Annotated in this window: 23 protein-coding genes and 3 pseudogenes; 6 read left to right on the forward strand and 20 right to left on the reverse strand. The window is 35.4% G+C overall.

Annotation, left to right across the window (positions count from 1 at the left end; translation table 11 throughout):
• Window positions 1–272: 272 nt before the first annotated feature.
• On the reverse strand, window positions 273–1,121 hold the full coding sequence (locus EKM02_RS12825) for a polysaccharide deacetylase family protein (protein ID WP_126455769.1): 849 nt from the start codon (window positions 1,119–1,121) through the stop codon (window positions 273–275).
• Window positions 1,122–1,136: 15 nt separating this feature from the next.
• The gene (locus EKM02_RS12830; RefSeq protein WP_126455771.1) at window positions 1,137–2,165 is read right to left on the reverse strand and encodes a hypothetical protein; all 1,029 of its coding nucleotides are present in this window, start codon (window positions 2,163–2,165) and stop codon (window positions 1,137–1,139) included.
• Between the two features lie 340 nt (window positions 2,166–2,505).
• On the opposite strand from EKM02_RS12830, the gene EKM02_RS12835 reads away from it, so the two are divergent.
• Window positions 2,506–4,584 carry a TonB-dependent receptor family protein gene (locus EKM02_RS12835; RefSeq protein WP_126455773.1) on the forward strand — a complete coding sequence of 693 codons (2,079 nt, stop codon included), beginning with the start codon at window positions 2,506–2,508 and terminating at the stop codon, window positions 4,582–4,584.
• A gap of 20 nt (window positions 4,585–4,604) precedes the next feature.
• On the opposite strand, the gene EKM02_RS12840 is transcribed toward EKM02_RS12835, so the two are convergent.
• The 4 genes from EKM02_RS12840 to EKM02_RS12855 form a co-directional block, all read right to left on the reverse strand.
• Complete coding sequence (locus EKM02_RS12840) at window positions 4,605–5,048, reverse strand: c-type cytochrome (protein WP_126455775.1); 444 nt, start codon at window positions 5,046–5,048, stop codon at window positions 4,605–4,607.
• A gap of 3 nt (window positions 5,049–5,051) precedes the next feature.
• Window positions 5,052–6,176: a PQQ-dependent sugar dehydrogenase gene (locus EKM02_RS12845; RefSeq protein ID WP_126455777.1), complete on the reverse strand. Its 1,125-nt coding sequence runs from the start codon at window positions 6,174–6,176 to the stop codon at window positions 5,052–5,054.
• A gap of 367 nt (window positions 6,177–6,543) precedes the next feature.
• A complete protein-coding gene (locus tag EKM02_RS12850; RefSeq protein WP_234423200.1) occupies window positions 6,544–6,834 on the reverse strand; it encodes a PQQ-dependent sugar dehydrogenase in 291 nt (96 codons plus the stop codon).
• 405 nt (window positions 6,835–7,239) lie between these two features.
• A complete protein-coding gene (locus EKM02_RS12855) occupies window positions 7,240–7,713 on the reverse strand; it encodes a CHRD domain-containing protein (protein WP_126455780.1) in 474 nt (157 codons plus the stop codon).
• Window positions 7,714–8,218: 505 nt separating this feature from the next.
• On the opposite strand from EKM02_RS12855, the gene EKM02_RS12860 reads away from it, so the two are divergent.
• The 4 genes from EKM02_RS12860 to EKM02_RS12870 all read left to right on the forward strand — a co-directional run bounded on the left by EKM02_RS12860 (window position 8,219) and on the right by EKM02_RS12870 (window position 10,567).
• A complete protein-coding gene (locus EKM02_RS12860) occupies window positions 8,219–8,638 on the forward strand; it encodes a DUF2452 domain-containing protein (protein ID WP_126455781.1) in 420 nt (139 codons plus the stop codon).
• Between the two features lie 204 nt (window positions 8,639–8,842).
• Entirely contained in the window at window positions 8,843–9,157 is a 315-nt protein-coding gene (locus EKM02_RS15230; protein ID WP_317124990.1) for a Crp/Fnr family transcriptional regulator, read from the forward strand.
• A gap of 45 nt (window positions 9,158–9,202) precedes the next feature.
• Complete coding sequence (locus EKM02_RS15235) at window positions 9,203–9,406, forward strand: hypothetical protein (RefSeq protein WP_317124991.1); 204 nt, start codon at window positions 9,203–9,205, stop codon at window positions 9,404–9,406.
• Window positions 9,407–9,499: 93 nt separating this feature from the next.
• Complete coding sequence (locus tag EKM02_RS12870; protein WP_126455783.1) at window positions 9,500–10,567, forward strand: SDR family oxidoreductase; 1,068 nt, start codon at window positions 9,500–9,502, stop codon at window positions 10,565–10,567.
• 58 nt (window positions 10,568–10,625) lie between these two features.
• Here EKM02_RS12870 and EKM02_RS15240 read toward each other — a convergent pair whose 3' ends face one another.
• The 9 genes and pseudogenes from EKM02_RS15240 to EKM02_RS12905 all read right to left on the reverse strand — a co-directional run bounded on the left by EKM02_RS15240 (window position 10,626) and on the right by EKM02_RS12905 (window position 15,315).
• Window positions 10,626–11,093: a hypothetical protein gene (locus EKM02_RS15240; protein WP_317124992.1), complete on the reverse strand. Its 468-nt coding sequence runs from the start codon at window positions 11,091–11,093 to the stop codon at window positions 10,626–10,628.
• 48 nt (window positions 11,094–11,141) lie between these two features.
• A pseudogene (locus EKM02_RS15245) lies at window positions 11,142–11,330 on the reverse strand (DUF3078 domain-containing protein); the annotation flags it as partial.
• Window positions 11,327–11,473: a hypothetical protein gene (locus EKM02_RS15250; protein WP_317124993.1), complete on the reverse strand. Its 147-nt coding sequence runs from the start codon at window positions 11,471–11,473 to the stop codon at window positions 11,327–11,329. The pseudogene EKM02_RS15245 and the gene EKM02_RS15250, both read right to left, overlap by 4 nt.
• 48 nt (window positions 11,474–11,521) lie before the next feature.
• Entirely contained in the window at window positions 11,522–12,031 is a 510-nt protein-coding gene (locus tag EKM02_RS12880; RefSeq protein WP_126455785.1) for a DUF2480 family protein, read from the reverse strand.
• A 90-nt stretch (window positions 12,032–12,121) separates the two neighbouring features.
• Complete coding sequence (locus EKM02_RS12885; protein WP_126455787.1) at window positions 12,122–12,445, reverse strand: SUF system Fe-S cluster assembly protein; 324 nt, start codon at window positions 12,443–12,445, stop codon at window positions 12,122–12,124.
• 183 nt (window positions 12,446–12,628) lie between these two features.
• Window positions 12,629–13,048 carry a GxxExxY protein gene (locus tag EKM02_RS12890; protein WP_126455789.1) on the reverse strand — a complete coding sequence of 140 codons (420 nt, stop codon included), beginning with the start codon at window positions 13,046–13,048 and terminating at the stop codon, window positions 12,629–12,631.
• 71 nt (window positions 13,049–13,119) lie between these two features.
• A complete protein-coding gene (locus EKM02_RS12895) occupies window positions 13,120–13,539 on the reverse strand; it encodes a SufE family protein (protein WP_126455791.1) in 420 nt (139 codons plus the stop codon).
• A 23-nt stretch (window positions 13,540–13,562) separates the two neighbouring features.
• Complete coding sequence (locus EKM02_RS12900; RefSeq protein ID WP_126455793.1) at window positions 13,563–13,994, reverse strand: hypothetical protein; 432 nt, start codon at window positions 13,992–13,994, stop codon at window positions 13,563–13,565.
• A gap of 106 nt (window positions 13,995–14,100) precedes the next feature.
• The gene (locus EKM02_RS12905) at window positions 14,101–15,315 is read right to left on the reverse strand and encodes an aminotransferase class V-fold PLP-dependent enzyme (RefSeq protein WP_126455794.1); all 1,215 of its coding nucleotides are present in this window, start codon (window positions 15,313–15,315) and stop codon (window positions 14,101–14,103) included.
• A gap of 237 nt (window positions 15,316–15,552) precedes the next feature.
• Here EKM02_RS12905 and EKM02_RS12910 point away from each other — a divergent pair, with 237 nt between their 5' ends.
• Window positions 15,553–16,902: a serine hydrolase domain-containing protein gene (locus EKM02_RS12910; RefSeq protein WP_126455795.1), complete on the forward strand. Its 1,350-nt coding sequence runs from the start codon at window positions 15,553–15,555 to the stop codon at window positions 16,900–16,902.
• A gap of 90 nt (window positions 16,903–16,992) precedes the next feature.
• Here EKM02_RS12910 and sufD read toward each other — a convergent pair whose 3' ends face one another.
• The 5 genes and pseudogenes from sufD to EKM02_RS12935 form a co-directional block, all read right to left on the reverse strand.
• Window positions 16,993–18,309, reverse strand: a complete 1,317-nt coding sequence (gene sufD / locus EKM02_RS12915) for a Fe-S cluster assembly protein SufD (protein ID WP_126455796.1) — start codon at window positions 18,307–18,309, stop codon at window positions 16,993–16,995.
• Window positions 18,310–18,406: 97 nt separating this feature from the next.
• Window positions 18,407–18,730, reverse strand: a pseudogene (locus tag EKM02_RS12920) (four helix bundle protein); the annotation flags it as partial.
• Window positions 18,731–18,830: 100 nt separating this feature from the next.
• Window positions 18,831–19,583 carry a Fe-S cluster assembly ATPase SufC gene (gene sufC / locus EKM02_RS12925; protein WP_126455797.1) on the reverse strand — a complete coding sequence of 251 codons (753 nt, stop codon included), beginning with the start codon at window positions 19,581–19,583 and terminating at the stop codon, window positions 18,831–18,833.
• A gap of 43 nt (window positions 19,584–19,626) precedes the next feature.
• A pseudogene (locus tag EKM02_RS12930) lies at window positions 19,627–19,854 on the reverse strand (Txe/YoeB family addiction module toxin).
• Complete coding sequence (locus EKM02_RS12935) at window positions 19,845–20,048, reverse strand: DUF2683 family protein (protein ID WP_126455798.1); 204 nt, start codon at window positions 20,046–20,048, stop codon at window positions 19,845–19,847. Before EKM02_RS12935 ends, EKM02_RS12930 begins: the two are co-directional and overlap by 10 nt.

Below are 20,048 nucleotides of genomic sequence, written 5' to 3' on the forward strand. Positions count from 1 at the left end.
GTCCGCTTCACATAGCGTGTTTCTTCATGTTTTTCCATTAGGATACTTTTTGTGTATCGCTATTTCAGGACGGGACAGTTGTCTGATAAAAAAAGCACTATCAATTCAATCGAATTGATAGTGCTTTTTTTAGTTAAGGAATTCTTTAGTATTAATGGATAAAAGGTCTGTTGACGAAACCTTTTTGACGGTTGCGCTCCATTGCTGTAGTGTTAGTATAGATAGCTGTTTGATTTTTGAATAAATTAACGAATTTAGAACCTTTTAATGGGTTATTCTGCTTTGTTAAAAGAAGAATGTACAGCTTTCATCATTCCTTCAGTAGACCAGGTTCCGGAAACTATAATACGTCTGATAGTATACAATGGATCTGCAGGATCTCTTTTGGTTGATAAAATATAAGCCATTTCATAACCATTTTTCTTAATTTCAGGAATAGCTGGCGCATTCCATAATCCAAACGGATAGGCAAAATCCGTCACCGGTTTTCCTATGATTTCCTCCAGTTTTGCTTTTGGTTTTACCAATTGTAAATTCCAGTCGTCGCCCGTATATTTTGTAACCATATGATGATCCCAAGTATGTGCGCCTACCACATGTCCGTCATCAGATAAGCTTTTAATTTGCTCTTTGCTCATATATCCGGGACGATTAATTGAGACTGTCATAATAAAAAACACCCCTTTGAAACCGTGTTTTTTCATTTCGGCTGCGCCAATGCTAAATTGTTCTTCTCTGGTATCATCAAAAGTAATCATGATTGGTTTTTCCGGTAAGGGACCATCAAATACTAAATAGTCGTAGAGCTGTTGTGGCAAAACGGTTTTATATCCGGCATCGGCTAAGGCTTTCATTTGTGCTGCAAAAGCATCAGGTTTTACGGTGTACACTTTCATGTTTCCGCTCGCACTGGCACTAAAATCTCGGATATTATGATAACATAAAACGGGTACTTCTCTTTTTGAAAGAATAGTCGCAGCATCAGCCGCTATTTTTTTTGGTTCAATAATTTTTGCAGGAACAGTTATAAGCGGAACTTTCGGTATTATTTTACGAGGTTCTGATTGGCATCCAACTACTAAAAAAAACCCAACAGAAAGGGAATAAAGAATATTCTTCATAAATCAATTGGTAAATTATTGGTACTGAATGTAAATTGGTTTTGGAGTAAATTTTACTAATTCCTCTGGGCTGTACATCTTCCAATCGTTTTTATTGTCATTTTTATAAAATAATTTAAAACCAGTGAATTGTACCGGTTCTCTATAAATATAACTCATATACGTGGACTTTTTTAGAATTTTACTTCCAAAACCATCCATGTCCATAACGATTTGAACTTCAGGAACGGTCTTGATTTCTTTATAGTTTTTTACCATGCCCTGAGTAAAACGGTGTATTACAAGCACTTTTGGAGTCAGTTTATTTTTGCGCACAATATTTGCCAATATGTCAATGGCATCGTTAATATCAGCGGCAGTAAAATGCCCGATTTTTGAACCTGGGCGCTCTCCATTTTTCATAGAAAATTCCGGATCAATTCCAAGGTGTACATTAGGCATGGAAAGGTATTGTTCCAGTTCTGCCACTTCTGCCTTAACGGTGCTGTGTCCCACCTGAATGTCTAGAAATACGAGTGCATTTATAGGTTTTGCCCAACTTATAATAGTGTCTATTTGCTTAAATGGCATACGCATACGGTGCATATTATTTTTTCCCGGAGCGCCTTGAGCGGTAACGGCAATATAATGCAAAGCCGGAATTGCTTTGACAGTAGAATCCGCTGCTTGCCACTTGGCCACTTCACCTTGTAATTTTGCCAACATTTCTTTTCGGGGAATTTCACCTAATATTCCCATTCTGGTGGAATATAAGTTACCGTAATAAGCAATGATTCTATTGTAGGGCAAGAGTGCGCCCGGTAAAGGATAAGGGGCTTTTACAGGCCATCTGCCCGTGGTGTCATTGTTGCTTAAGGCAATCATTCTGGTATTAAAATCAAGCGTGTCAATGGTAAGGGATATTTTCTTTTCTATCGAATTTACTTTTACGGTGGCCGGTTTTTCTGTTTCTCTTTCATTATCAGCGGCTTTATTCCGATTACAGGCTAGCGTACTTAACAATAATACGGGAAGTGTGATATATGCAATTGTTGATTTTTTCATCGGTAGCTACTACTTTTTATTTAAAATGAAGGTCCAAGTTTAAAGATAATTTAATTCTCGAAGTAATCACAAAGATATGATTTTTTAAGAAGGTCATTTTGGTTAAACTAGTGTTTTTAAAATGGTGCTTTTTATATAATTTCCGTTTAAACTAGACTTTTGTGTAATTTTACAATAATCTTTAATGGAATTCAAAACAATATGAAACAGAATATAAGTTGCAACTTATAATTGTGGGGAGCATTTTTATTTAATCCATATTTTATTTAAAAGGGTTTTTTGGAACAAAAAGAAAATGCTAACTTTATAAACGTTTTCATTCCCTTTAACACAACAAAAATTGTTCAAAAATAGCCTTTCCTTTCTTCTTTTTTTATGCAGTGTTTTCACTGTTTTTGGACAAATAAAAAAAGATACCATAGCCCTTTCAGAAATCACTTTGAAGGGTTCGCCAATCAAAAATGCACCTCAAAACACTGCCTCTTCCGTTTCAGTGATTACTACTGCCGACATCAATAAAAGTGATGGCATTATACTGACTCCTGTGCTAAACAAAATTCCCGGGGTTACCATGCAACAAGGTGCGTTGAACACCAACAGGATTACGATTCGTGGCATTGGCGCCAGATCTCAATACGGAACCAATAAAATAAAAGCCTATTTTGATGGCATACCATTGAGTTCCGGTGAAGGTGAAACCACTATTGACGATATTGATTTAGCGTCAATCGAAAAAATAGAAATCATAAAAGGACCAAATTCTACGAGTTTTGGATCCGGTTTGGGTGGCGTGATTCACTTGTTTTCAAGAGAAACTCCATTATTGGAATCGTTTGGAAAATCAACAGTTACTTTTGGGAGTTTTGGGTTGCTACAAAACCGACTCTCGGCAGGATACAGCGATTCCAAAACGAATGTATTTGCGAGTTTTACGGATTTACAAAGTGACGGATTCAGGGAAAATAGTTCCTATGACAGAAAATCATTTAACCTGCATGCCAAACAAAAAATTAATTCCAAGGGTAGTTTTTCCTTTTTGGGAACATTCACCCGATTGAAAGCTTTTATTCCAAGTTCTATCAATGAGACGGATTTAAAAAATAATCCAGAGAAAGCAGCCGCTACATGGGCAGCCGCACAAGGTTTTGAGTCGTATGATAAATTCATGCTGGGTTTAGGATACGACCATCAATTTTCTGAAAAATGGTCGCTGCAAACCAGTATTTTTTCTAATTTTAAAGATGCTTACGAACCCAGACCTTTTGACATTTTGGACGAAAAAACAAGTTCGCTAGGCCTTCGTTCGAATGTGAATTACAAAGACCAATTGTTTTCTTTGCCCTTTGAACTGAGTTTTGGCACCGAATTATTAACGGAAAAATACGCGTATTCCCTTTTTAAAAATTTGTACAAATCGCAACCTGGTCAAGGTAGTTTAAAAGGCGACGAATTCAGCTCCATCGAACAAAACCGGAACTACAGCAACTACTTTTTACAAATGGAATTTTGGATTTCAGATAAACTGCATCTGGAAACCGGAGTAGCATTTAACACAACCAAATATTCGTTAAAAGATATTTTCGAAAATAATTCTGGGGCTCAAAAAATGCCCTTTACTTTTGGAAATGTGTGGTCACCAAGAATTGGTTTCTCGTATAAAGTAAGCAAAGGAAAAAATATATTTACATCGGTGAGTAAAGGATTTTCGGTGCCATCAGTTGCTGAAACACTGACTCCAGAAGGGCAAATAAACACCGATTTGAAACCAGAAGTGGGGTGGAATTATGAATTGGGTTTCAAAGGAAACTGGCTTGAAAATAAAATATACACCGAAGTAACGTTTTATAGCACACAAATTGAAAATTTATTAGTGGCACGACGCACCGCCAATGATCAATTTGTTGGGATTAATGCAGGAAGCAGTTCACATTCAGGATTAGAATTCTTGGTTAATTACAAACTTTTCGAACTTACCCAATTTCAAATGACTTCTTATTTTTCAGGTGCGGTGAATACCTTTAAATTCAAAGAATTCTTGGATGGTGATGCTGATTATTCGGGAAATCAATTGACGGGCGTTCCTGAAAAGCAATTTAATTTTGGAGTAGATTTAACCACAAAAAATGGATTTGGTGTCAACACTTCTTTCCGAACGATGAGTAAAATTCCGTTAAATGATTCCAATACAAAATACAGTGAGCGGTATTCGTTGCTTGATATTAAAACGACCTATGTTTTCACGATTTTTAAAATTCTGAAAACAGAGCTTAATGCTGGAGTCAATAATGCTTTGGATACTAAATATGCGGCTAATATTTTACCAAACGCAGTTGGTTTCGGCACTGCCGCGCCACGTTATTTTTATCCAGGAAATCCCGTCAATTTTTACGGTGGTTTTTCGGTAGCGTTTCTTTTTTAGATAGGAATCAAGTCGATATTTTATTTTTTAATGGCAGCGACTTCTTTCTCGGTAACGATTTTGGTTTGTTTATTACTCCAGGAAGTCATAATGTAATTCATCACATCAGCCACTTCCTGATCCGTAAGTCCCATGGCCGGCATGCTGCTATTGTACTTGATTTTATTGACAACAATTTCGCCACTTTGTCCAAATTTTACGGCAGCGATACTTTGATTTCTCTTAGTTTTTAACCAGTCCGAACCGTCTAGAGGCGGGAAGTTCTTACCATCTCCTTTTCCATTTGCGCCATGGCATTGCATGCAAAAATCTGCATAAATTTCTTTTCCGGGTGACTGAAGTTTTGCAGCAACTGCGGTTTCAGTATTCAAGTCAATATAGTTGTCTGCGGAAAATGGATTTGCAAAAGAGAAGCTTCCCAATACAAACACTCCAAATCCTAAAAATAATTTCGTTATCAACATCGTTTAATTTGGTATAATTTTAATAATTCCTTTTCCTTCCACGCCCATATAAATATAGCCATCCGGACCTTGTGCCACATTACGCACGCGACCAATTCCGGTTGCAATTTTTTGTCTGCCGATCACTTCGTTTCCTTTTAACTTTAGCAATTCAAGATATTGGAATTTCAAAGAGCCCACCAATAAATGTCCTTTCCAGTCTGGATATTTGTCGCTGGTGACAAAAGCCATTCCGCTTGGAGCGATGGACGGCAACCAATAATAAATAGGTTTTTGGATGCCTGGTTTTTCGTTTTCTTTACTAATGGTGGTTCCGTCATAATCGATACCATAAGTCACCACAGGCCATCCATAATTGATTCCTTTTTTTATGATATTGATTTCATCTCCACCTTGTGGACCATGTTCATGTTCCCAAATGGCTCCTGTTACGGGGTTTTTGGCCATTCCTTGCGGATTCCGATTTCCATAAGTGTAAATTGCTTCTTTGGCTCCGGTTTGACTTACAAATGGATTGTCTTTAGGAATGCTTCCATCATCATTTAATCGGTATATTTTTCCGCCATCACGCGTAATGTCTTGCGGATTTACAAAATGCTCGCCACGCTCTCCAATGGAGAAATACAAATAGCCATCGTTGTCAAATAGAATTCGGGAACCAAAATGTTGTCCTTTTGTAGTGTTTGGAGTGGCTTTGTAAAGTGATTCAATTTGTGTCAGCGCTCCGTCCAATAATTTGGCTCGAATGAGTTTTGTGTGACCGCCGGTACCTTCCCCTTCATCGGAAGCGAAGGTCATATAAATCCAACCATTTTTAGCATAATCAGGGTGTAAAGCGATGTCTAATAACCCACCTTGTCCACGTGCGTATACTTTTGGAACATTTTTGATTTCTGTTTTTGTTCCGTTTTTGATATGGTATAAAATACCGCTTTTTTCGGTAACTAACATGTTGCCGTCTGGCAACCAGGTCATTCCCCAAGGTATCGCAATATCTGCAGCTACGGTTTCAAGCGTATAGTTTTTTACCTCGTCTTTAATAGGAATATCTTCAGATTTTACCTGTGCATTACAACTGAAAGAAAGAAAGGATATAATTGAAAGTGAAACTAATTTAATTTTTTTCATGAGTATGATTTTTGATCTTTTTAAAAAACAAATCTCCTTAAAGGTAGTAAACAAGGATTTAAAAAGGCAAATAAGTCTTTAATTTTGCTTAGAATTAACAAAAGGAAGCGATTGCAGTCCTGATTTTGTAGCTATAAGTCACCTCAAAATTTGGAAAAAGATAAAAAAATCACCTAAAAATCAGGGGGTTAAATTTAATCTTCTAGGAAAGAATCACTTCTTAACGCGGTATTTTGTACTTCTGCCGTCCTTGTTTACTCCTTCCAGTTTAATCCACAACCTAAATCATACACATTACTAGAAGCATTTGTATACGGAATCATGTCATGAGGAATTTCTTCTAATTGTTTTTCAACGGTTGTCATGTTTAATGGTATTTGTAAAGTGATTCAATTTGAGTCAGACCTCTGTTTAATAATTTGGCACGAATGAGTTTTGTGTGTCCGCCGGTGCCTTCCTCTTCATCGGAAGCGAAGATCATATAAATCCCGCCATTTTTAGCAAAATCAGGGTGTAAAGCAATGTCTAATAATCCGCCTTGTCCGCGGACATATACTTTAGGAACATTTTTGATTTCTGTTTTTGTTCCGTTTTGGACATGGTAGAAAACGCCGCTTTTTTTGGTAACTAACATGCTGCCGTCTGGCAACCAAATCATTCCTCAGGGTATCGCAATATCTACAGCTACGGTTTCAAGCATTTAGTTTTTTACCTTGTCTTTAATAGGAATATCTTCAGATTTTACCTGCGCATTACAACTGAAAGAAACAAAGGATATAATTGAAAGTGAAACTAATTTAATTTTTTTCACAGGCATATGATTAAAAATGCAAATCATATAGCAATGATACGTAAACCGAAGCTAAAAGAATAATAGGTTCAAATGATTAAATATATACAATCAATTTTATAGCCATCAAGTAAATGTTTTGAAATAACAATTGCGCGTTAGAAGGTTAAGATATTGTACATTTAAATTATTGGTATGATACCACCAACAAAAAAGGTTTTACGTTCTTTAGTAAGAAGTAAGACCTTTAAATTTATTTGAACTAATAAGTGCTTAGTAACCTCCCCCAGTGCTCGGAGTTGTTGTAGTTCCCTTGATCAATTGGCCTCTTATTTCACCTGCAGTAAATGTAGAAGAGTGCAGATTTACATAATAAAGATTAGCCATAAGATCTGCCTCTTGTTCTGCAGTTAGAGCAACACTCGTATAACTAATTGAAGACGCAAGAGTAGTGAACGGAAAAACCACGCTTCCATTTGTTCCCGAAGCTCCTTTATGGATGTGTCCAGCAGTAATAGATGACAGGTTGTGTGTTACCGTGATTGTAAATACTTTTGTGGTATTGTTAAATTTAAGTGTTGCGTTACCCATTGCAGTAGAGTTGTTTGCTGGAACCTCGTTTGATCCCATTAACATATCAGCTGAGAAAGTCGTAATGCTTTGTCCTGGAATCTCTTGATCATCATTACATGATGATGAACTTACGAAAAGAAATAATGCTGTAAATAAACCAATTAATTTTTTCATGACTGTATTTTTTTGTTTATTAAATTTACAAAAATGGTAAACAATAATAAGTATTTAACAAAATATTAACTTCTAATAGCGCTTTTATGTCTCTTCAAGTGAAAGATGACGCTTGACTTGTAGTGGAAGTAGTTCATCTAAGACTGAATCGTTAAAAATACAACAATAGATTTATTCATATTCGCAATAGCACATTGTTATTTGATTTGCCATTGGTACTTTTATGAAATGTAAAAATTTAATTTATACCGTTTATTATTCAACTCGTTTTGGTTTCTGTGAAACATCTCTTTTTCTATTGAATAGTTGTAGATTATTTTACATATTTTTGTTTAACTTTGTCACCAAATTTACAAACAAAATAACTGTCGTATAAATTTTTAGACGTTTGTATTCGTGTTGGCGCAGGCCAAGATATTTATAATCAGAGCTAATTTTAAAAATCGAATGGTAAGGTGCATTTTTAAAACAAGTAAAGCTGTGCCCAAAATTAAAATAAAATCACATGGAAAGTAAAAAACCAGACAATGTCGTATATTCAGTTGAAAAAGGATTTAATGCTAATCTTTTGCCTTATGCTACAAGTGTAGGAGCGCCAGTAATCCGTGTTGATGATGTGGTTTCCTGGAAAAGTAGAGGGATTGATAATGTGAATAAAGAGCTTGGCAATAAATTTAACGAGCTCAAGATTCAATATGAAAAATTGATGCAAGAATACGAATGGAATGAATTAGTGTACAGCGCTAAATTTTCATTTGAACCCGTTATTGGTGAAGTCTATCATTTGTACAGAAATGCTGATGGTATAAATTTCCTTTCATTGATAGGACCTAATGAATGGAACAAGGAACATATTGGCACCTTTAAACTCAACAGTGATAAAAAATGGATTCATCTTAATGCACAAGATTTACCTCTTTATTAAATTAAAGAGTCGAGATCATTTGGAGATAAAGCATTTCTTTATATTTCAAAAACAGAATTGAGAAGCCAGATTGAGACTAAACTCGAGGTGTTATTTTTCTTAGTATTTGCCTTAAGGGTTTTAATTTTTGTATTCAAAATTGGCAATAGATCCTAATCGTTCTTTTTTAATCGTATTTTTATCCGGGCATTAATAAAAGGAACCATGAAAGATATTTTAAGACATCAAATCGAGAAGATTGTACCATTAACGGATGATGAATTTCAATTGGTACTGTCTCACTTTTTGGTTGGTAATTATAAAAAACATCAATACATTGTTCAGCAGGGAAATCCTGTTCCGTATGTTCATTTTGTTATAAAAGGGCTCTTAAAATCTTTTTATATCGATAAATCGGGGAAGAATCATATCCTGCAATTCGCTATGAAAGACTGGTGGATCACGGACAATCAGGGTTTTTATACGGAACAAAATGCTACACTTAATATTGACTGTTTAGAAGATACACAAACTTATTAGATCACTCTTGAAAACAGAGAAAAATTGTGTGCCGAATTACAGAAAATGGAATTTTTCTTTTTGCAAAAAATGACGGCTGGTAATATTGCGCTTCAAAACCGAATTTTATCGTTGATGAGCAAGAATTCAGAGGAACGATACATGCAATTTATCCAATTATATCCGGACTTGATTCACCGCATCCCTAAAACTTTAATTGCCTCTTATCTGGGAATTTCAAGAGAAACGTTGAGTCGCTTGTCGCATTAACGTGATGTAGGTCACAAATTATCTGTGACGTATGTCCTTTATAATCCATGGAATATTTTAGAACTTTGTACGTATAATTTTTAATATATAAACATGGAAAATAGAGCACTAGTTGTTGGAGCAACCGGAATAACGGGAAGTACTCTCGCAGAAAAACTTATAGCTAAAGGGTGGACTACTTTTGGTTTAGCCAGAAACCCACGAAAAGATATAGCAAACCTGCAGCCGGTTGCTGCAGATCTTTTGGATATCGAAAATTTAAAAATAGCATTAAAGGACATTTCTCCCACACATATTTACATTACAACTTGGATGCGCCAGGATTCTGAAGCCGAAAATATTCGGGTAAATAGTTTGATGATCAGGAACCTTCTTGAGGCATTGTCTTCAAAAAAATCAGTGCAACACGTAGCGCTTGTTACGGGATTGAAACATTATCTTGGGCCATTTGAGGCTTACGCCAAAGAGGGATTTCTGCCGGAAACACCACTTAGGGAAGAGCAGCCCCGTCTTGATTTAGAGAATTTTTATTATGCGCAAGAAGATGAGGTTTATGCTGCTGCAGCGCGAGATGGTTTTACATGGAGCATCCACCGACCGCATACAGTTATAGGAAAAGCGGTAGGAAACTTAATGAATTTGGGTACGACGCTCGCTGTATTCGCCAGTATTTGTAAAGAAACAGGAAAGCCGTTTCAGTGGCCGGGTTCAGCAGCACAATGGAATGGCCTTTCGGATGTTACGGATGTCAGAGTTCTGGCGGAACATTTGATTTGGGCTTCGACTACAGCAGCAGCTCATAATGAAGCATTCAACGTGGTTAATGGAGATTTTTTTCGCTGGAAATGGCTTTGGAGAAAAATAGCAGAATCATTTGGGATTGAAGCAATAGGGTATGATGGTGCGATTCATCCTCTTGAAGTACAAATGCTACATGAAGTACCGGTTTGGAAAAAAATGGCGGACCAACATGCTCTTGAAGAATCGGATGTAGACAAATTAGCCTCTCCTTGGCATACGGATCTTGACTTGGGACGTCCGATAGAAGTGATGACAGATATGTCTAAAAGTCGTAAACTCGGTTTTCCTGTTTTTCAGAGTACCGAGGATTCCTTTTACGATTTGTTTGCACAGCTTCGCACGGAACGATTGATTCCATAATAAAAAAAATAAGACCTTTAGAAATTTCTAAAGGTCTTTTTATAAAAAAATTATTTTTTTAGAAACCGTAGTTGACCCCTAAACCAAATACCTCTCTCATTTGAACGGCTTGAATAGAATTGTCATCATATATTGCTTGTAAAGCGACATTAGCCGACAAGTATTTATTGATTTTCATAACAATATTCATCTGGTAATCGACATCAACGTTTTGTGGATTTTCTAAATAATTGGCATATAAATTCACTCTGTTTTCAATAGATACATTAGTCATTACATTAAATTTGTAATAACCCTGAATACTCGCTCCAAAATCAAATCGGGACGAATCACCTTGTAAAACCCCAAACGAGGGGCCAAATTCAGTAAAATGTCTGTGAACCAAAATCAGTTTTCCAGTAGCAGGAGAAAAACTGACACTCAAATTATTGCTTTTTTTCCACAACATCCCGGGTCCAAATTGAAAATAGCCAGGAGAGAAAAAATGTGAAAGTTTCACTTCTTCATTGTCCAATCCGGTGTCCATCTGAGATTTAAAATTGAAAAACATCGAATAGTACCATTGTCCTTTAGCTTTCTTACCCCAAAGGGAATTCAGTTCTAAACGATCATCCGTCTTTGCAGTTTTTTCATCCCCTCTTATTTTGCTTAAACCGTAGGCTAAAATGAATTTATTATCCCAAATAACAGCTCTTTTTTGTAATTGAAATCGTAATTCAATCCAAAACTCACCGCAAAATTCGAAGTTCCGCCACTCTGCTATTGTTTGTTATATGCGGATTGATTAAAAAGAAGTGCGATGTTTCCTTTTTTGCTCCCAAATCTTGCAGGGTCTGTCGCTGTTTCTTGTATAGTGACAGCTATCAGGGAAAAAAATAATTCCACAGAAAAGACTGTTTTGTTCATGTCTTTATTTTTTAAATACACGGTGTTCCTATTTCTAAAGGTATTATACTATTCTTTTTTAGGCGCTTTGTATAATGGAACGGCAGAGCAGGCTTCACCATACATGATACTTCGTGCAAAAGGTTGTAGGTAATGCGCTGCTAAAACATAAGCCCGCATCGGAACCGGTTTTCTGGAGCATCCTTTTATAATAACAGGCTTATTTTCATAAACCGAATAATCAATTTTAGACAATAACTCTTCATAGAGTGAAGCGTCTAAATCTTCCAAAGTTCCATTGATAATTTTCTTTGCAAATGGCGCTACTTGAATGGCAACCAAAATCGAAGCCCAGGCAGGAACAATAGCATCAGTGCTGCAGTGAATTGCCACATAGTGATTTTGGTATTGTGACCAATCGTGATTTTTCAGTTCCTCTCGAAAGTCTTTTTCTTTCAATAAAAATCCTTCTAAAAGCCATTTTGAAATATCGATTTGCGTACGAATCCCTTTTGGATAATAGTCTTCAAGATCGAAAACTTCCAAAACACTATTCGCAACTTTATTTATTATTTCCATTTTTAAAAGTCTTAAAGTCTTAAAGTCGAATGTCTAAAGTCATAAGGTCAAATACTTATTGACTTTATGACTTTAGACATTAGGACTAATTTAAAGCATTCCCAATTCTAATTTAGCTTCTTCGCTCATTAAATCTTTGCTCCAAGGCGGATCAAAAGTAATTTCTACTTCAGCGTCTTTTACATGTTCTATCGATTTCACTTTTTCTTCCACTTCTCTTGGTAAGCTTTCTGCAACGGGGCAGTTGGGTGAAGTAAGGGTCATCAGGATTTTTACTTCATAATCCGTATTGACCATCACGTCATATATTAATCCTAATTCGTAAATGTCTACAGGAATCTCCGGATCGTAAATAGTCTTTAATATTTTTACGATCGATTCTCCTAATTCAGTGGTGTCTATTTCTTGTGTCATAATTTTGTCTATTTTTTAAACACATAAGTCATATAAGTTTCTCTTTTTAAAGAAGATATAAGTATGTGTACGTTTTTATTTTAGTTTTTAATATTTTTAAAACATATAAGTCATGTAAGTTTCTTTGTTCAAAGTAAAACATTCATCTAAATTTGCTTATATGACTTATATGTTTAATTTTTTTTAGTCTCCAAGCCGCCTATATAATTCATTCACCATTGTTTTTTGACCTTCGTAGAAAATATTTTTCACGTTAAAGTTAATCAACAAACCAATTGGTGCATTTAATAAATTCATGTAAGTAAGTAATTGTGCTTCATAAATTAGGTTTATTTCACTTACCGATTTTAATTCAACAACAAGAGCATTTTCAATAAATAAATCACATCGTAATTTAGATTCTAACTCATATCCTTTATATTTTAAAGGGACCAGTAATTCAGAAGAATAATTTATTTTCCGTAATTCTAATTCTTTTTTTAGGCATTGATGATAAACACATTCCAATAAACCCGGACCTATACTTTTATGAACTTCAATCGCTGCTCCATTAACCTGATACACTAAATCTTTGAGATAACTCCTCGTTATGTTTACAGCCATCAGCTTACGTTGGTAAAGTTAGTGTTTGTTAATTTGAATTAAAAAAACTGATATGACTTATATGTTTGAAATCAATTCTGTGCATTGAACGCCAAAGCATACATTTTTATATTTTTTATCATCGATACCAATCCGTTGGCGCGAGTGGGCGATAAGTGCTCTTTCAATCCTATTTCGTCAATAAAACCCATATCAGCTTCCAGGATATCCGATGCTTTTTGATTGGAAAAAGTACGTATCAATATCGCAATAATTCCTTTAGTCAAAATGGCGTCGCTATCTGCAGTAAAGATAATGATATCTTCCGTTCGTTCTCCTTGAAGCCATACTTTTGACTGACACCCTTTGATTATATTGTTCTCTGTCTTGAATTCTTCTTTGATTAAAGGGAGTTTTTTTCCTAATTCAATGATGTATTCATAACGCTCCATCCAGTCGTCAAACATGGAGAACTCATCAACAATTTCATCTTGTATTTCTTTAATTTTCATACTCTGCTGAATTTATTTCAGTTTTATTTTTTAGCTAATGCTGTTATTGTATTTACGAATTTCTTAATTTCTTTTGGCGGAAAACCATGATCAAAACTATCTGTTTCATACACTTTGTCTTTGATAGTAATTTTCAAATTGGCAATAGCTGCACTATCACTAAAACGTTTCTCGGTTGGTGCTTTTAACTTAGACAAACTATCCAATTTCACTGTTTTAAAACAATCTACTAATTCTTTCCAGTCGGCATCCGATACTTTTTTGGGTATTGGTTTGTCATTTCCGTCTCTGTCTTTTGAAACCGTCAGCATCTGATTTTTCACCGTTATTTTTTGATAAAAACCTCTGGTGTTGGCCGTGTATTCAATAACAGTAGTTTCCATATCTTGCGCTTTGGCACTATTGCAACCGTTGCCCATAAAAATAGTCAGGAATATAATAGATAGTATTTTCATATGAAGATAATATTTGTTTTTTATAGGAATATGGTATCGCCAGATCTTCATTGGTGTTTGATACAGCTTCTGTCATGGCGATTTCATGTGAAGATAATTTTAAATTTTAGGACAGCATGACTTTTGCTTTTTTAATAGCTTCAACCATAACATCAATTTCTTTCGTGGTATTATAAAAAGCAAATGATGCTCGTATCGTACCGGGAATATTAAAGAAATCCATGATGGGTTGCGCACAATGATGGCCTGTTCGCACGGCTATTCCTAACTTGTCAATTATGGTGCCAATATCGTACGGATGAATGCCTTCAATATTAAAGGATATTACGGAAGTCTTTGCTGTTGCGGTGCCAAAAATTTTCAACCCTTCAATTTCCAATAACCGTTTGGTTCCATATTCCAATAATTCTAATTCCTGTTGTTGAATGTTGTCAAAACCCACTTCGTTCATATAATCAACCGCAGTTCCCAGAACAATTCCTCCAGCAATATTTGGTGTTCCGGCCTCAAATTTATGGGGCAATTCCGCATAAGTAGTTTTTTCGAAAGTTACTTCTTTGATCATTTCGCCTCCGCCTTGATATGGGGGTAATTTATTCAACCACGCTTCTTTTCCGTATAAAATTCCGACGCCTGTTGGACCACATATTTTATGTCCTGAAAAAACATAAAAATCACAATTTAATTCTTGTACATCTGGTTTCAGGTGTGGAACAGCTTGTGCGCCATCAATCAAAATTGCGGCTCCTGCCTCATGTGCTTTGTCAATCATGTATTTGATAGGATTGACAGTTCCAAGAGCATTCGAAATATGATTTACTGTTACAATCTTCGTTTTGTCCGAAAGTAATTTGTCATATTCGGACATGATCAGTTCGCCATCCAGATTCATTGGAATGACCCGCAAAATTGCTCCGGTTTTCTCACACAACATTTGCCAAGGCACAATATTGCTGTGGTGTTCCATTGCCGAAACTAAAATTTCATCACCGGGTTTCAAAATCGAAGCAAATCCATTGGCCACTAAATTAATTCCATGAGTAGTCCCCGAAGTAAAAAGCACTTCATGGGGAAATTTTGCATTGATGTGATTTTGTAATTTACCGCGTGAAATCTCATACGCATCGGTGGCCAGTTGGCTCAACGTATGAACACCACGATGAATATTAGCATTGATTTCCTGGTAGTATTTAGAGATCGCATCAATTACAACTTGTGGCTTTTGCGAAGTGGCTCCGTTGTCAAAATAAACCAATGCTTTCCCGTTTACTTTCTGAGAAAGAATAGGGAAGTCGGCTCTAATTTTATTTACATCTAACATTTTATCTGCTTGTTTTAATTGTTTTTATTGGTAAGATAGAACGCCAATAGCCAACAATTTTTTAGACAATCCAATTTAGTATTGGTCTTTTCTTATTTAGAATTTTTCTACATACAAAAGTAGTGAAATTGGAATTAATTTATAGCAAACACTTGTTAATAATACCTCATTTTCTCAATCCGATACTGTTTCAATAATGTGCTTCTTTTTTATTAAATTGCTTCAAATTAAGCCTCTATGAAAAAAGTATTCAAGTACGTTGGTTTTGCCTCTTTTATCGGAATCTTTTATGTTGGTTTCACGTCTTATCCAAAATTGGATTTAATTTCTGGCTTTTCAGCCAAAAGTATAGCCTCGGGGCATTTTATTGATAATCGTTCGCAGAAAATGATAGAAAAAGGCGACAATGACATCGATATGATTGACTTAGCCAAAAACAAAATTGATGCTACCGGAAAATTCGCGATTGCTTCGGTTTATGGTTTGAAAGAACGAAAAGCGATTTATCGTGAAGGCTTGGGGGCCACTTTAATCAACGATGATTTTGATGTTTCAAAGCCGTATTTGGTTCCTAAAAGAATGAGATTGAATATCAATTTGCCTTTTCCATACGGGAATAACGAGCCAAAAGACACTGTTTTTTCAGATGTTGATTACACTAAATTGAATGCAGCTGTTGCCAGTGCTTTTGATGAAAAAGAGGCAATCAAAAAAAGAACCCGCTCTCTTTTAGTGATTTATAAAGATAAAATTATTGCCGAAAAATACGATACCGGTTTTGATAAAAACAGTAAAATATTGGGTTGGTCGATGACAAAAAGTATTACCAGCGCCATGTTTGGAATTTTGGAAAAACAAGGCAAATACGATATTTACAAACCTGCTCCAATCCCAGAATGGAAAAATGATCATCGAAAAGGTATTACTACCAATGATTTATTGCACATGAATTCCGGTTTAGAATGGGAGGAGCAATACGATAAAATTTCTGATGCCACCAAAATGCTTTTCCAAGCCGAAGACATGACTCTTTCGCAAAAGGAAAAACCAATTGTATTCCGTGCGAATACGCAATGGAATTATTCTTCGGGGACCACGAATTTGCTTTCGGGAATTTTACGGAAGCAGTTCAAAACGCATCAGGAATATTTAGATTTCTGGTACAGTGCCTTGATAGATAAAATAGGAATGTACTCGATGGTAATCGAAACGGATATGGCAGGAAATTATGTGGGTTCATCTTACGGTTGGGCTACCACACGTGATTGGTCTAAATTCGGGTTGTTGTATTTGCATAAAGGCAAGTGGAATGGTGAACAAATTTTCAACGAAAGTTGGGCAAAATACACCGCAACTCCTACAAACACTTCCAAGGGAAGATATGGTGGACACTTTTGGCTCAATGCCGGCGGACACTTCCCTGATGTTCCCAGAGATATGTATTACTGCAGCGGTTTTCAAGGTCAGATGGTAGCGATTATTCCATCACTGGATTTAGTGATTGTACGAATGGGTTTGAAGGAAAATCCTGATTTTGATTTTAATGGAGTGTTGAGTGAGATTATGGAGAGTTTTAAAAAAAATTAAGCACAACAGACAAAAAAACTATAAAGGGCGCAAAGTTTTGCTAAACTATGCGCCCTTTGCGTATTTATTAGAAAACCATAAAGAGGTAGTTTACAAATCAAATCCCATTTTAACGCCTAACTTGGTTGCGATGATTTTGGCAATTCGCTGTTTAAGTTCAGGGATTTTAACACTTTCAATAACTTTATTAGAAAAAGCAAACATCAATAAGGCTTTAGCTTCTTTTTTAGGAATTCCGCGCTGTTGCATGTAGAACATTGCGGTTTCGTCTAATTGTCCAATGGTGCATCCGTGCGAACATTTGACATCATCAGCAAAAATTTCTAATTGGGGTTTGGCGTTGATTGTTGCTTTATCACTCAAGAGTATATTATTGCTTTTTTGAAAGGCATTGGTTTTTTGTGCTTCTCTTTCTACAAAAATCTTTCCGTTAAAAACGCCCGTCGAGCGATCGGAATAGATTCCTTTATAATCCTGATGACTTTCGCAATTTGGGGTTGAATGTTGCACCAAAGTATAATGATCCACATGTTGTTTCTCCCCAATTATTGTTATTCCGTTAAGATAACTTACGATTCTTTCTCCAAAATGATAAAAGTTCAAGTTGTTTCTGGTGAGGTTTCCGCCAAAACAAAACGTATTAACGGATACACTGCTTTCTTGTTTTTGAGAAACGTAGGTATTGTCAATGAGATTGGCTTCAAGCGTATCGTTTTGAATTTTATAATAATCAACGATGGCGCGTTTCTGAGCAAAAATCTCAGTCACAGAATTCGTTAACACGGGATTTTCGGTTAAGCTTTGATGCCGTTCAATAATTTGTACATGGGAATTCTCTCCTACAATAATCAAATTTCTAGGTTGAACCATTAGTGCTGCTTCATTCCCTGTTGAGAAATACATTATTTCAACAGGTTTATCTGCTACTTTGCTTTTTGGGATGTTAATGTACGCTCCTTCATTGGCGAAAGCCGTATTCAATGATGTTAGACTTTCATCCTTGCTGGCAATTTGGTTAAAATAAGTATCAATAACCATTTTATATTTTGGCTTGGTCAATGCCGATGACATTAAGCAAACATCAATTCCTTCGTGTGTGGTTGACGATAAATTAGAACTGAAAACACCGTCGATAAATACTACTTTGTAGGTGTCTATTTCGTGTAAGAAATATTTTTTTACATGGTTGAATTCAACTGCATTTTCCTGTTTTGAAAAAACGGTAAAGTCATTTTTCAGGATGGCGTTTAGCGATGTGTATTTCCAAGACTCCTCTTTTTTTGTTGGGAAACCTTTATTTTCGAAGTTTTTTATGGCAGCAGTTCTCACGTCATGAAGTTCAGAGTGTACATCAATGCGTTCTTCGAAAGCCATAAAAGACGATAGTAATTTTTCTTTTAATTCCATTTTTATTTAAGTCTTAAAGTCGAAAGTCAAATGTCTTAAAGTCGGTATAAGCATAAAATAGCTGATTCAACTATTTTAGACTTTCGACTTTCGATTTTTAAACTTTACGACTAGATTCTAGGTATTTAATAAAACCACTTAACAATTTTGATATTTCTGTTACTGATTCTAAAAGTTTTTCAAATTCTTCTTTAGTAATATAATCTAAATCAAATGCTAAATATAATTGAGAACGAACTTCTCCAGCGGAAGCTTTTGCAACATATAAAAAGTAAATAAACTCTTTGTCTGTATTTCTCTCAAAGCCTTCAGCGATATTTGATGATATAGAAATTGATGCTCGCCTAATTTGTCTAGTGAAATCAAAGTCTTTCTTGAAATTTGTGTTTTCGGGAACTAGGTAAACTTTTTTGTTAAAAACTCTTGCTTTTTGCTAAGAATTAATTTCTTCGAAAGAATTAAATTTTCCCATTACTTTTTTCTTTTGACTTTATGACCTTCGACTTTAGACTATTTTAATTTTAAGCTTCTTGTTCTTGTTTAATCCAGTCGTATCCTTTTTCTTCCAGTTCGTGTGCCAGTTCTTTTCCGCCAGATTTTACAATTTTTCCATTGTACAATACGTGAACAAAATCAGGAACGATATAGTCTAACAATCTTTGGTAGTGTGTGATCACTACAATTGCATTTTTGTCGCTTTTTAGTTTGTTTACCCCATTTGCAACAATACGCAAGGCATCAATATCAAGTCCAGAATCAGTTTCATCAAGAATAGCCAATTTTGGTTCTAGCATTGCCATTTGGAAAATTTCATTCCTTTTTTTCTCACCACCAGAAAAACCTTCGTTTAAAGAGCGAGACAAAAATTTACGGTCAATTTCTAATAATTCTGATTTCTCCCGAATCACTTTTAGCATTTCATTAGAAGGCATTTCTTCTAATCCTTTAGCTTTACGGGTTTCGTTGATTGCTGTTCTCATGAAGTTGGTAACTGAAACTCCTGGAATTTCCACTGGATATTGGAACGAAAGAAAAACGCCTTTGTGCGCTCTTTCTTCTGGTGCCAATTCCGAAAGGTCTTCTCCGTCTAAAGTGATTTCGCCTTCAGTTACTTCGTAGTTTTCGTTTCCTGCAATAATGGAGGCTAACGTACTTTTTCCAGCACCATTTGGTCCCATTATTGCGTGAATTTCTCCCGCTTTTACTTCAAGGTTGATTCCTTTTAATATTTCTTTGTCACCTATCGAGGCGTGTAAATTTTTTATACTTAACATGTTGTCTTTGTTTATTCGTAATGACCTTTTAGTGATAAAATGTCTAATATTTCAATTGTATTTTTTCGGTAACTTTATATATAATACGATGTTCTTGATTTATTCTTCTTGACCATTTTCCAGAAAGCTAGTATTTTAATTGTTCAGGTTTTCCAATTCCTTCAAAAGCATCTTCTATTAAATCTGTAATTTTATTTAAAATATTTTTATTTCCAGATTTAATCCAAAAATCTAAATCCTTTTTCGCTTTAGTCGTAAATACTATTTGCATAAAGCACGTATTTCTTTCATCGTCATTTTTATCCCTTTCCCGTTTTTAATACTTTGTTCTGCTTCCAAAATTTCTTTTACAAACTCAGGGTTATATGGATTTTCTTCTTTTACAATTTCAAATCTAAGTGATTTCGCCAACGATTTTAACACTGGAAAATCTTTTTTCTTTACATTTTTTAAAATTATATCCAT

The organism is Flavobacterium sp. RSP49, assembly GCF_003968735.1.
In the GTDB taxonomy this organism is placed as follows: Bacteria; Bacteroidota; Bacteroidia; order Flavobacteriales; family Flavobacteriaceae; genus Flavobacterium.